Source organism: Anabaena sp. 90, from assembly GCF_000312705.1.
GTDB classification, from domain to species: Bacteria; Cyanobacteriota; Cyanobacteriia; order Cyanobacteriales; family Nostocaceae; genus Dolichospermum; species Dolichospermum lemmermannii.
In genome coordinates, this window is the sequence record NC_019427.1 from 3784834 (window position 1) to 3797273 (window position 12440).

At 39.8% G+C, this 12440-nt stretch carries 12 protein-coding genes; 6 read left to right on the forward strand and 6 right to left on the reverse strand.

Features of this window, described 5'->3' with window-relative positions; translation table 11 throughout:
- The first annotated feature begins 42 nt into the window (after positions 1-42).
- Complete coding sequence (locus ANA_RS16365; protein WP_015081147.1) at positions 43-1569, forward strand: S8 family serine peptidase; 1527 nt, start codon at positions 43-45, stop codon at positions 1567-1569.
- Here ANA_RS16365 and thrC read toward each other — a convergent pair.
- Complete coding sequence (gene thrC / locus ANA_RS16370; RefSeq protein WP_015081148.1) at positions 1535-2629, reverse strand: threonine synthase; 1095 nt, start codon at positions 2627-2629, stop codon at positions 1535-1537. The two genes, ANA_RS16365 and thrC, sit on opposite strands and share 35 nt — an antisense overlap.
- A gap of 240 nt (positions 2630-2869) precedes the next feature.
- Between thrC and ANA_RS16375 the strand changes: the two genes are divergently transcribed.
- Complete coding sequence (locus ANA_RS16375; RefSeq protein WP_148279126.1) at positions 2870-3061, forward strand: hypothetical protein; 192 nt, start codon at positions 2870-2872, stop codon at positions 3059-3061.
- A gap of 17 nt (positions 3062-3078) precedes the next feature.
- Here the strand turns inward: ANA_RS16375 and ANA_RS16380 are convergent, their stop codons facing one another.
- The gene (locus ANA_RS16380; RefSeq protein ID WP_235081874.1) at positions 3079-5478 is read right to left on the reverse strand and encodes a hypothetical protein; all 2400 of its coding nucleotides are present in this window, start codon (positions 5476-5478) and stop codon (positions 3079-3081) included.
- 372 nt (positions 5479-5850) lie between these two features.
- Between ANA_RS16380 and ANA_RS27800 the strand changes: the two genes are divergently transcribed.
- From ANA_RS27800 to ANA_RS27810, 3 genes are read left to right on the forward strand one after another with little or no spacing between them, the layout of a single operon-like run.
- The gene (locus ANA_RS27800; protein ID WP_213710907.1) at positions 5851-5994 is read left to right on the forward strand and encodes a hypothetical protein; all 144 of its coding nucleotides are present in this window, start codon (positions 5851-5853) and stop codon (positions 5992-5994) included.
- Entirely contained in the window at positions 5939-6082 is a 144-nt protein-coding gene (locus tag ANA_RS27805; RefSeq protein WP_235081876.1) for a hypothetical protein, read from the forward strand. Before ANA_RS27800 ends, ANA_RS27805 begins: the two co-directional genes overlap by 56 nt.
- Positions 6027-6200, forward strand: coding sequence for a hypothetical protein (locus ANA_RS27810; RefSeq protein WP_235081878.1), 174 nt, complete (start codon positions 6027-6029; stop codon positions 6198-6200). Before ANA_RS27805 ends, ANA_RS27810 begins: the two co-directional genes overlap by 56 nt.
- On the opposite strand, the gene ANA_RS16385 is transcribed toward ANA_RS27810, so the two are convergent.
- From ANA_RS16385 to menD, 4 genes are all read right to left on the reverse strand, one after another.
- The gene (locus ANA_RS16385) at positions 6168-7223 is read right to left on the reverse strand and encodes an agmatinase family protein (RefSeq protein WP_015081151.1); all 1056 of its coding nucleotides are present in this window, start codon (positions 7221-7223) and stop codon (positions 6168-6170) included. The genes ANA_RS27810 and ANA_RS16385 overlap by 33 nt on opposite strands.
- 108 nt (positions 7224-7331) lie before the next feature.
- Positions 7332-8252 (reverse strand): 50S ribosomal protein L11 methyltransferase, encoded by a 921-nt coding sequence (gene prmA, locus ANA_RS16390; RefSeq protein ID WP_015081152.1) that lies wholly within the window; start codon positions 8250-8252, stop codon positions 7332-7334.
- A gap of 287 nt (positions 8253-8539) precedes the next feature.
- Positions 8540-10120: a phosphoglycerate dehydrogenase gene (serA, locus tag ANA_RS16395; protein ID WP_015081153.1), complete on the reverse strand. Its 1581-nt coding sequence runs from the start codon at positions 10118-10120 to the stop codon at positions 8540-8542.
- Positions 10121-10279: 159 nt separating this feature from the next.
- Positions 10280-11989: a 2-succinyl-5-enolpyruvyl-6-hydroxy-3-cyclohexene-1-carboxylic-acid synthase gene (menD, locus tag ANA_RS16400; protein ID WP_015081154.1), complete on the reverse strand. Its 1710-nt coding sequence runs from the start codon at positions 11987-11989 to the stop codon at positions 10280-10282.
- A gap of 12 nt (positions 11990-12001) precedes the next feature.
- Here menD and folB point away from each other — a divergent pair, with 12 nt between their 5' ends.
- Entirely contained in the window at positions 12002-12367 is a 366-nt protein-coding gene (gene folB, locus ANA_RS16405) for a dihydroneopterin aldolase (RefSeq protein WP_015081155.1), read from the forward strand.
- Positions 12368-12440 lie beyond the last annotated feature (73 nt).

A 12440-nucleotide genomic window follows, 5' to 3' on the forward strand; every position in this document is an offset into this window, starting at 1 on the left:
TTTGTCAGAGAAAATATAACCATTTTTGGGGCTTAAATACTTATGTCACTTGATGTTTCTGCGGACTTTTCATCTCAAAAAAAAATCAATTATACTGCCATTTCCCAAACCAATGCCTTTCAAAATCCCACTGATAATAGGATAATTTGGGGTAGTCATAGTTCTTCTTCCCAAGATAATTTAGCAGCAACCGCATCTGTTGCTACTAATAGTAGTTATAACTCAACAAATGGCTATGGCTTGGTGAATGCTGGATTAGCAGTGAGTAAAGCCGCAGGTGTTAGTCCCTATGCAGACGTTCCTAATGTGGGTGGGAATAATTGGGGAGCGGATCTGATCAAAGCTCCCACAGTCTGGAATAATGGATATACAGGACAAGGAACTATTGTTGCCGTACTAGATACTGGCGTAGACTATAACCATCAAGACTTGAAAAATAATATTTGGAGTAATAACAAAGAAATAGCTGGTAATGGGATAGATGATGATAGTAACGGCTATATTGACGATGCTCAAGGCTGGAATTTTGATAGTAGCAATAACAACGTCCTAGACAACAATGGTCATGGGACTCATGTTTCTGGAACTATAGCCGGAGAAAATAACGGCATTGGAGTCACCGGCATTGCCTATAACTCCAAAATTATGCCAGTCAAAGTCCTAGATGCCAACGGCTCAGGTTCTTACTCAAATATCGCCAAAGGCATTTATTACGCAGTTGATAATGGCGCAAATGTCATTAATCTCAGTCTAGGAGGTAATTCCTCTAACGATACTCTCAAGTCAGCCATTGAATATGCCAGCAGCAAAAACGTCATCGTTGTTATGGCAGCCGGTAATAATGGTGACTCAATGCCATCCTATCCCGCCCGCTACGCCTATAATTCAGGAATTGCTGTAGGTGCAGTGGATCAAAATAATAACCTTGCGGACTTTTCCAACCGTTCTGGTTCTCAAGAAATCACCTATGTCACTGCCCCAGGAGTTAATATTTACTCCACAATACCCAATAATCAATATGCCAACTACAATGGCACTTCTATGGCAGCCCCCCACATTGCTGGTGTTGTCGCTCTCATGCTCAGTGCTAACCCTAAGCTAACTGAAAGCCAAGTCCGCCAAATTATTACCAGCACATCTGCAAATAGCACTAATCCTTCAGAGCCAACGAAACCTTCAGAACCGGGGTTGAAAATGCCGTCTTTATTCCCCCCTCTAGACTCTTTTTTCCCGCTGGATTTGATTAATATGATCAATATAGGCTCAAAATTACCTTTCAACCTACAATCTCAATCATCAAACTCTATTTCCCTTCCTCCCGTTGTCGTCTCTATGAACGAAAATCAGTTAACGTTGCGTTTCGGTAATCTGGAATCATCACCCGCACAGCAGTCTAGCTACTATAGTCAGAATTTATCATTTACCTTTACTGAATCTGGCATACACTACTATGCGGACGAAACCCCAGGTGAGAATCCTGACATAAAAGTCAGCATAACTGCAACACCTCTGGGAATGGCGGTTGTTTTGGGTGTTAATCAAATCCCATTGCTTTCGCAACGGCCTTAATGTCCGCCGGAATACCCTGTTTAAATTGGGCGTGACTGTGTTTAATGGCTGTATCTGGGTCTTTTAAACCATTACCAGTGAGGACACAGACTACCGTTGCCCCGGTGGGAACTTCGTCTTTTACCTGTAACAAACCGGCGACAGAAGCCGCGCTGGCAGGTTCACAGAAAATCCCTTCCGATGATGCTAATAGTCGGTAAGCGTCGAGAATTTCCTCGTCAGTGACAGAACGGAAACTGCCTTGGCTGGCTGTTTGAGCGGCTATGGCTTTATCCCAACTGGCGGGATTACCAATTCTAATGGCTGTGGCTATGGTTTCAGGATGTGCCACTGGTTGACCATTTACTAAGGGTGCAGCCCCAGCGGCTTGGAAACCCATCATTTTCGGCAAGCGATCGCATTTACCATCTTGATGGTATTGACAAAAACCCATCCAATATGCTGTAATATTGCCCGCATTCCCCACGGGAATACATAACCAATCGGGGGCATCACCCAAGGCATCAACAACTTCAAAAGCTCCAGTTTTTTGCCCTTCTAACCGGTAGGGGTTGACAGAATTTACCAAAGTGATGGGATATTGATCTGCCATTTCCCGGACAATTTCCAGGGCGCGGTCAAAATTTCCTTGAATAGCCAGGACTTCAGCCCCATAAAGTAACGCTTGGGCTAATTTACCTAAAGCCACATAGCCATCAGGAATCAACACAAAGGGTTTCATTCCCCCCCGTCTAGCATAGGCAGCGGCAGCGGCGGAGGTATTACCAGTGCTGGCACAAATCACAGCCTTAGCACCTGCTTCTGCTGCTTTAGAAATTGCCATGGTCATCCCCCGGTCTTTGAAGCTACCAGTGGGGTTAAGTCCATCATATTTGACATACACCTTCACCTGTCTGCCAATACGTTCAGCGATCGCTGGCACGGGAATCAAAGGTGTGTTACCCTCCAACAAAGTCACCACCGGGGTTTTTTCGCTGACAGGCAAGTATTGACGATAGGCTTCTATCAGCCCTGGCCAGGGTTGGCAATGAGATTTAGCAGCAGACAGGCTCAAAGTCACAGGATTAAAAACTTCTTAATTAAGGATTTGCGATTGGGAATGCTCTTGGTATAAGTATCCCACTTTTCAAGTCTATATGTTAGTTGCGGAACACAGTCACAATGATCGGAGTCTTTTATCACTACATTTGTAACCGATTAGAGTATATAATGAAAACTATATAATATCTTAACAAAGATTAAGATAAGTATATTATACTATTTTTAAATGGTGTGAGTTAAGTTTCTAATGCCAACAACTATGTCTACTATGTCATCCAGTGTTTCCGAATGCGAATCCCACGCTAACTTAGTCAAGAAGTTAACGAAGGCTTATTATCGAGACGATCAGCAAGTGAAGTTCATGGACTTACAAGCAGAGGTAGATTCCCTTTTAGCGCAATTGCAAAGTCTCAAAAGCGAACAAGTGGAAGCTCCCAGCGACGAAGAATAAATTACCTGTAATGGTGACTATTCAAATCGCTGATTAGTTTGTGACCAACGTTGCAGACTATAGCCCTGTTTATTTTCTACCAGTAACGCTAGAGATTGGTCATCAGTAAGTTGAGCGATCGCTATTAGCGTTTGCTGGCTTGCATGGGCAAAATCACTATAAATTACCCTGCTATCCGCCGACAAAATCAGAGTCCGGGGACGTTTTTGATCTTCCACTGGTTTTGAGTTATTACCATCGGACTGATTTAAAGATGCTATAGCGGGATCAGAAATAGTTATGACAATTTCCTGCTGTGCATCATTAGTTAAATCAGCCAATTGAACTGGCCAATCACCCATTTTTTCCCGCATTTCCTGAAAATCAGGAATATTACCAGGATTTATATCACCCGACTGTTGTAGTTTTCTCCAGATAGTCGGCAAGATTAATTCTACTAATTGGGGTTTTTGTTGAGATAATTCCTTTACAGATACCGGAGACGGTTCTACCCATTTCAACGCATCCACAGTCATGGCTAAAGGTTGAGGTTGAAGAGATGTGACCTTATTTTCAGAAAGCGCGGAACCCGACATTAACAACCGTAAACCCTGATCTTGCACTTGTACAGCTTTAATCGTAGTCGTAGTAACTTCTTGTTCTCCATTGGGTTTCCAGACAATAATTTGCATACTAGGGTCATAACTAATACCCAGAATTTTTCGCCAAAATTTTCGAGGTTGATGTTTCAGTTGGTCAAAATTAGCAAATGGATAACTTAACCAGCTTGTACCATCATGAAATGCACTAACTTCCACCTGATACCAAACTTGATTATTAGTAATTTTCAAATCAGTTTGCAGAGATATTGGCAACCAATCCTGCTCATTAATACGACTAATTTGGTTGACAGTGCCAATAATTCGACTTTTATGGGCATTGATCTTATCATCATCAAGTTTAGTTAAAATATCTTGAATATAATTGAGTGTTTCCTGGTTAATATTCGGTTGTGCTTGCAACCAAGCATTAGCTCTTTCTTCCCCCCGTTGGACTTTAAAAATTAGTGCGACCCAAGCTAAAACTGCGCGACGATTGGGATTGAGTCGTAACGCTACAGCAGACCGATTCCAGATTCTCCCTTTATCTGTTTGTAGTAAATTAGCAATTTCTTGACCATAATCAGCTGAAGTTTCAAATACCTGTAAAGCCTTTTCCCAACGACCATCAATAATATCCGCTGTAACTTGTTGCTGAGGACTTGCCCAATTTTTATCAGCCTGCATTTTCGTAAATTCCGAATGTAAGCGAATTACATCTATTTGCGCCCGTGCTGCCGCTGAAAAAGGCTGTTTACGCTGTTTTTCTAAAGATATCAACCATGTAGAAGCAGGAGTCCAAAGTCCATTTCTGGCTAATAACAGAGATTGTTGAAAAGCAAATTCATCAATTGCGGGTTTTTGGAAATTAATTGCTTCTAAATAAATAGAATTAGCCACTAACTTACTAGGTTTAACTTGATAAACTTGTAAATTTGGTTCTACATTTATCGTTTGATCAATAATTAACTCCTTTGAATCATTACCCGTTATCTGTTGCCATTTAGGTAATTGACCATTGTGGGTCTTCCAAGATAACATTTGTTGTAAGCTTTTCAGAGTAGGATTGTAATAGACAACTTGACCATAGGTAATATTATCATCGTTATTTTTGTGTTCACCCTGCAAATAAAACCAAAATCCTGGAAATAGATTAGTATCTGCAAAAGCTTTCACCTGATTTAAAGGTAAATTTGTCTTTGTTTCTTGATTGTCTGATTCAGAAATAGCCGCAAATGAAGAGGACTCTACAAAATTTCTCGATAATCCAGTAACAGGTAATTTAGTAATTAAATAGTAGGATTTTTCTGACTGAAATTTAGATTCCAAATCCTGGGAAAGTTTATAGATCCTCAATTCTACCAATTCTTGACAATGAGATTGACAATTCTTGCGTTTTTGGAAAATTGGTAATAAAAAAGATTCCTCTGATTTACCATCTAAAGGCAGGATTTCGCCAGATAGACGTTGTTGTTGAGTTAAACCGAGTTCAATAGCTGTAAGTGTTTCCGGTAGTTCTCGTTTACCTGTAGATATTTTTGCCCATTTTGGTAAAAAATCATTCACCCAGCTAATCTGGGCAGGATTTAAAATAAATAGCACACTAATCCAACTAACACCAATAATTACACTAGCACTGCCTAACAACAGACCCATAGCCAACGTAGACCATAGCCAACTACGCCGTTGAGAACGTTTGGGTAATTTTTTAACATTCTTCTTGATTGCAGCTTGAGAAGGCTGATTCAGCTTAGTAGCTTTTGGTCTGCGTTTGCGGGGTTTATTGATCATCTGACTATTACTAGCACTAGTAATTTGATGTTGTTCAAAATCATCCATGATAGATTTTGACAAACTTGGTGCAATTTTGCCAGTGTACTGGGGTAAAACTTAAAACTTCGCCCAGATCCCCGACTTCTTGAAGAAGTCGGAGATCTTGTTTGTTGTTTATAATTGGGAATGGGTATATTTTTGCTGAAATCACGAACAGGGAGAAAATGAGCAATAAAAAAGGTTTGGTTGACAACCAAACCTTGACTTAAATCCAGTGCATAACAACATCCCGAATCAATTTAACCTATATGATCTATTTTCAACATCTTCCCATAGTATGTATGCAAATTTCATAAAACCTGATAAGAAATCAGTGGTCAGTAGGGGCGAAGCATTTGGAAAATAAATTATCGGTCATTGCCAAAAATAGTTCTCGAAATGCTTCGCCCGTACAGTGGTCAGTGGTTAGTAGGGGCGAAGCATTTGGAAGATAAATTATCGGTCATTGCCAAAAATAGTTCTCCAAATGCTTCGCCCGTACAGTTGTCAGTGGTCAGTAGGGGCGAAGCATTTGGAAGATAAATTATCGGTCATTGCCAAAAATAGTTCTCGAAATGCTTCGCCCGTACAGTGGTCAGTTGTCAGTAGGGGCGAAGCATTTGGAAGATAAATTATCGGTCATTGCCAAAAATAGTTCTCGAAATGCTTCGCCCGTACAGTTGTCAGTTGGAACAGGAAAGTTATTATTACTCCTATTACCTATTACCTGTTCCCTCTTTCTGAGATAAATCTAATAAATTTGCTAACTTGTAAACTATTCGCGCACCAACATTACCATCCCATTCAGCATCACCAACTTCGCAGACATCAAAACCAATAATTTCTCTACCACTATTTACCAGTTCGCGGAACAAACAATAAACTTGTTCTAATTCCAGTCCTCCAGGAACAGGAGTACCTGTATTGGGGCAAAGTTTAGGATCTAAACCATCAATGTCGAAGCTAATATAAACTTTTTCTGGTAAATGGTTGATAATTTCTCGACATAAATCCAACCAATTTTTACCAGCATATAGTTGTTGTTTAATTGCTGAATCATAATAACCAATAATGCGATCATTTGATTGATTAATGATTTGCACTTCATCGTGACAAATATCCCGTACACCTACTTGGACTAATTTAGAAATTTGCGGTATTTTTATGGCATTAAACATAATAGACGCATGAGAAAATTCAAATTCCTCATAGGCATTACGTAAGTCTGCATGGGCATCAATATGTAAAATTCCCCAGTCATCATATTGATTAGCTAAGGCTTGGAAGTAGCCTAATGGTGAACTGTGATCACCACCAATGACAGCAACTCGTTTACCTTGATTCATTGCTGCTTGTGATTGGGTCAATAACCAATGATTTACCTGTTCCCCAGCTTGGTTAATTGCTTCTAGAACAGAGGTTAAATCTGGTGAATCTGTTAGGGATTTACCTTGGGCTTGACGTTCAATAATTCTGGCTGCTTGTTGACGATAATAGTTATTTTTTTCGATCATTTCCTGGGGAATTTCTACCATAAATATTCCCTGTTTCCAACCGTCGGGATGATCAAAATCAAATAAATCTATTTGCAGTGAGGCATCTAAAATTCGCTGTGGTCCGTTCGCAGTTCCCGCACGATATGAAACGGTGACTTCCCAAGGTATGGGGAAGATAATTAAATTGGCTGAATCGTAATCATCAGGTAATCCGAGGAAGTTACCATTCTTTTCGGCTACACTGTTGGGATTGTATTCTTGTAGTGGTTTATTCATTGATGAGATGATTTGATAAATTCAAGTTCCAAATTTATGAGTATAGATTTTTTTTGGTGATAATTCTGTTCTCTATTCTCTGCTATATAAACTTTTTTGTGAATATGATTAAGAACGACGGGCATTTAAACAACACCATTCTTTTTTTTTCCAGAGAGTAGCAACAACCCAACCATTTTGTTTTAAAGCATCAGCAACACCCTGGGATTGTTCTAGGAGAATTCCACTAAATATACCCCAAGTGCTGGGTTTGGTAATTGTGGTCATTTCTGGGAGTAATTCAATAATTACATCAGCTAAAATATTACAGACAATACCATCTACTGGCTGATCAATTATTTTCCGTACCATGTCTACACTCCCCTCAATGGGGATTAAATAGTCTGGACGGATATCATTAAGAGCGCGATTACTAAAAGTGGATCTCACCGCTACGGGATCATTATCAACAGCATAGACTTTACCAGCACCTAGTAAGATTGCCCCAACGCCTAGAATACCCGAACCACAGCCAATATCGGCAATGATTAACGGTTCTTTTTTTTCTTCCGTATCCACAAAGGATTGAGGAACTTCGCTAAAGCGCATTTCTAGAGATTCTAAGCATAATTGGGTCGTGGCATGATTACCTGTACCAAACGCCACACCAGGATCTAAGCGAATTACCAACCTGTCCAAGGATTCGGGTAAAGGTAGCCAAGCGGGGTTAATCAGAAAGCGATCGCCTATTTCTTCGGGTTGCCAGTGTTGTTTCCAGCTACTAGACCAGTCCTCTTCGTCAATTAAGCCCCAATGCACCATGGGTGAAGGGAGTCCTACACATAGTGCATCTTGGCGCAGCCATAGTGATAAGGCAGCCAAATCTAGTAATTGGGTTTTAAAGCTGGGCAAATAAGCCTTAATGATGGCGATATTACCCTTAATTTCTACTGATGTACCACGACAGCCAAATTTTTCTAACCGCCAAAATATAGTATCTTCTAAATCTGGTTCAGATAAAATATTCAATTCCCACCAAGTGTTTACCATAGAATTTTAGATTTTAGATTCGTAAAAACAAACTTTGATTGCTATGATTATCAAATTACTGAATCAATACTGTTCGGTTAAGGATTTTCGTAGGTTGGGTTGTAGCTTGCTTGCCCGTTGCGGTACAAAGACCAAACCCAACAAACCGTTGTAAATGTTGGGTTTCGTTCCATTGCTCCGCAACGCTTACGCGAACAACCCAACCTACATAATTTCATTGTTTTGAGCTTAACCGACAAGTATTGATTACTGAATCATCTGCAGCAAATAAATCCCAAAAATCACAGTTAAAGTGCGACTGTATATGCGTCCCGAATACCATCTACTTTTTTAATTTCCTCTAAAATGCCATCGGGTAAAGGATCATCAATACTGAGAGCCATAACAGCATCACCACGCACAATTTTCCGACCTACCTGCATACTAGCAATATTGACATTAAAGCTGCCGAGGAGAGAACCGAGTTTACCAATAATACCTGGCATATCCCGGTGGCGGGTAAACACCATGTATTTACTGGGGGGGACGTTAATGGGGAAACCGTCAACGTCTGTTAAGTGAATTTCCTTATCACCTAATAAAGCACCTGTGACAGAATGTGTACCTAAAGTCCCTGTAGCTTGGAGATGCAATGAACCTGCATAATCCCTTGCGGAAGCATCCCTGGTTTCAATGACTCGAATCCCCCGTTCCTTGGCTTCTATGGTAGCGTTGACATAATTGACCCGTTCCCGTAGGGCTTGGTAAAGTAGTCCTTTCAGGGCAGCGATAACTAAAGGTTGACTTTTATTAGTTGCCAGTTCTCCTTGCAGTGTAACATTAAGTGTCTCAACTCTGCCGCCGGTGAGTTGACCAACTAAATTCCCCAGGGTTTCCGCTAATTCCATGTAAGGCTTGAGTTCTTCGAGAATATCAGGTCCAAGTCCAGGAATATTCACGGCGGAACGGGCAGGTAGTCCTAATAACACATCCCGAATTTGTTCAGCCACGTCTATGGCGACGTTGACTTGAGCTTCAGCAGTGGAAGCACCGAGGTGAGGGGTAAGAATAACTTCTTTACCTAAGCGTAGCAATTCAGAATCACCTAATGGTTCAGAATCGAACACATCCAAAGCCGCCCCAGCAATTACACCATCTCTAATTGCTACTGCTAAAGCCGCTTCATCAATAATGCCACCACGAGCGCAGTTAATAATTCTGGTAGTGGGTTTCATTAACGCCAAGGTTTTAGCGTTGATGATGTTGGCAGTTTCCTTAGTTTTGGGAATGTGCAAGGTGATATAGTCGGCTTGCTGGAATAACACATTTAATTCCACCAATTGACAACCCAATTGTTCCGCTCTTTCGCTGGAGATAAATGGATCATAAGCTAGGAGTTTCATGCCCATTGCTTTAGCTACACTGGCAACATGAGAACCAATTTTTCCTAACCCGACAACGCCGAGGGTTTTTTTGTATACTTCCGAACCAACATAACTTTTCCGATCCCACTCACCACGTTTTACTGAAGCATTAGCATCAGGAATGTGACGAGACAAGGATAACATCATAGCTAAAGCGTGTTCTGCGGCGGCAATGGTATTACCTTCTGGGGAATTGACGACGACAATCCCTTTGCGAGTCGCTGCGGGAACATCAACGTTATCCACACCTACACCGGCACGGCCAATAATTTTTAATTTGGTGCCAGCTTCTATAATTTCTTGAGTAGCGCGAGTTCCAGAACGGATCATCAGCGCGTCATACTCACCAATAATGGCTTTGAGTTCATCTGGCTTGAGGCTGGTTTTGACATCAACGGTGGCAACTTGGGAAAGAATATCAATACCAACTTGATCAATTGGATCTGAGACAAGAACCTTAGACATAATAACTTGATTTTGGTTAACAGGTTTTGCTGTACAAGATTTTTTAGTTTAATCTTTATCTGTGGCACTTGGGCAAAAATTATGGAAATCTGTTTTAAAAATAGATCCCCGACTTCTCCAAGAAGTCGGGGATCTGAATATTCTAAATATTTGAACTATTTACCAATTACTAAATTTTACTAAATTTTCTTTTCTCCACATCACATCTCTTTTCCTATTTGTTTTGACTTCTAAAACCCTAATTCCTATTTTTGGTACTTGCTTTAAGCTATCTTTTAGTTCTTCCCAAGAATTAATTAACTGATATTGCACATTATAAGTAGCACATAATCGAGCAAAATCAATATTTTGAGGAGTGGCAAAAAATTCTTCAAAAGGTGGATTAAATTTGGCAATGGGTAACATTTCAAAAATTCCCCCACCATTGTTATTAATCAAGATAATCGTTAGATGTCCAATAAATTTATTTCTAATTAAAAAACCATTGGTATCATGCAATAAAGATAAATCTCCTGTTAGCATTACACTACTTTGCTGATGATGTGCTATTCCTAAAGCAGTGGATAAAGTACCATCAATACCATTTGCACCCCGATTAAAATAAGGTTTAATTCTTAAATTATTGGGTTTCCAGAAAAATTCTACATCTCGCACTGGCATACTATTTGCAATGAATAGGGGTGTTTCTGGTGGTAGGTTTTGGGAAATTAACCAAGCGGTTTTACTTTCGATTAATTCATCTATATTTTCAAAATAATCATCAATATTTTTTCTAACTTGCTTTTCTGTTATACACCATTTTTGTAAATACTCACTTTTTGCTAATTCCTCAATTTCCAATTTACCAATTTCTGTTACTGATATTCTTAAATGTGTGGTTTTTCCATGTAAAGGATCTAAATTTTGATCACAATTATCAATTATCAAACGTTGAGGATTAGTAGTAATTAACCAATTGCGTAATTCTTTACTTGTGGGCATTTCTCCAATTTGAATTACGATTTCTGGGGATAATTCTTTGGCAAGTTGTTGATTTCTAAGAATGATGTCATAGGTAGAAATTAAATAGGGATTTAAGTCTGTGTAATTTCTGACAGGGGAAAGTCCTTCAGCTAAAACAGGCCATTGGAGAGATTGACTTAGGTTAGCGATCGCTCTACAATACTCTTCCGGGGCCTGTGGTTGGGCTACACCAGCAATAATGATCCCTTTTTGGTAATTGGTAATTGGTAATTGATAATTGGTAATTGGTAATGGGGTGGAAATCAAACTAGAAAAGAAATCTTCTGTATCTAAGGTAAAATCTGTACCATCGGGAATGGGCGCGAGGGGATCACGAAAAGGTATATTTAAATGTACTGCGCCAGAATTGGGAAATTGACAACGTTCCCAAGCGTGAATAACCGTTTGTCTGAGATAACCTAACATTCCCATATCCACCGAAGGTGTAGCTAATTCCGTTTGCCAATTGGGATAATTACCGTATAATTTTACTTGGTCAATAGTTTGTCCTGAATGACAATCTCGTAATTCTGCTGGTCTGTCAGTGGTTAATATTAACAAAGGGACGCGACTTTCTCTAGCTTCAATTACTGCTGGATAAAAATTTGCCCCCGCAGTTCCCGAAGTGCAAACTAATACTACAGGTTTCCCCGTTGCTTTTGCTTGTCCCAACGCAAAAAAAGCCGCCGAACGTTCATCTAAAATCGGAATTGCTTCAATATGCGGTATTTGTTGGACAAAAGCCACAGTTAATGCTGTAGAACGAGAACCAGGACAGATAACAGCGCAATTTAAACCCAAACGTTTGAGGGTTTCTGTTAATACATAAGACCAAAGAAGATTAAGATTATTAAAAGTAAGTTGCATTGATTAGAGATTATGGACTGTATTCATTTAACAGGAATTCGTGGCTATGGTTATACCGGATTTTTACCAGAAGAACAGGCATTAGGACAATGGTTTGAGGTAGATGTTAAATTATGGTTGGATCTTTCTAAACCCGCCAAAACAGATAATATTGAAGATACTATAGATTATCGGCAGATAATTAGCTTAGTGCAAAAATTGCTGAAAACCTCAAAGTTTGCATTGGTGGAAAGACTAGCTGGGGCTATAGCTGATGGTATTCTAGAGGATAGCGACGGTATTAGTCAAGTACAAGTTATTCTCAGTAAAACCGCTGCACCTATTCCTGATTTTAGCGGCAAAATCAGTATTGAATTGACTAGAAGTAAACTCCAGTAGCAGGAATCACGCAGAAAGATTTGGTTTATTAAAACTGTATCAATTATGGAGTGTTTGACATTAATGCAGGATG

Excerpts from the sequence above, each read along its gene's own strand:
- ANA_RS16385 (WP_015081151.1), bottom strand. The coding sequence starts at position 7,223 with ATGAATAAACCACTACAAGAATACAATCCCAACAGTGTAGCCGAAAAG.
- serA (WP_015081153.1), bottom strand. The coding sequence starts at position 10,120 with ATGTCTAAGGTTCTTGTCTCAGATCCAATTGATCAAGTTGGTATTGAT.
- ANA_RS27800 (WP_213710907.1), top strand. The coding sequence starts at position 5,851 with ATGCTTCGCCCGTACAGTGGTCAGTGGTTAGTAGGGGCGAAGCATTTG.
- ANA_RS27810 (WP_235081878.1), top strand. The coding sequence starts at position 6,027 with ATGCTTCGCCCGTACAGTGGTCAGTTGTCAGTAGGGGCGAAGCATTTG.
- ANA_RS16365 (WP_015081147.1), top strand. The coding sequence starts at position 43 with ATGTCACTTGATGTTTCTGCGGACTTTTCATCTCAAAAAAAAATCAAT.
- menD (WP_015081154.1), bottom strand. The coding sequence starts at position 11,989 with ATGCAACTTACTTTTAATAATCTTAATCTTCTTTGGTCTTATGTATTA.
- ANA_RS16375 (WP_148279126.1), top strand. The coding sequence starts at position 2,870 with ATGTCTACTATGTCATCCAGTGTTTCCGAATGCGAATCCCACGCTAAC.
- ANA_RS16380 (WP_235081874.1), bottom strand. The coding sequence starts at position 5,478 with ATGGATGATTTTGAACAACATCAAATTACTAGTGCTAGTAATAGTCAG.
- ANA_RS27805 (WP_235081876.1), top strand. The coding sequence starts at position 5,939 with ATGCTTCGCCCGTACAGTTGTCAGTGGTCAGTAGGGGCGAAGCATTTG.
- folB (WP_015081155.1), top strand. The coding sequence starts at position 12,002 with ATGGACTGTATTCATTTAACAGGAATTCGTGGCTATGGTTATACCGGA.
- prmA (WP_015081152.1), bottom strand. The coding sequence starts at position 8,252 with ATGGTAAACACTTGGTGGGAATTGAATATTTTATCTGAACCAGATTTA.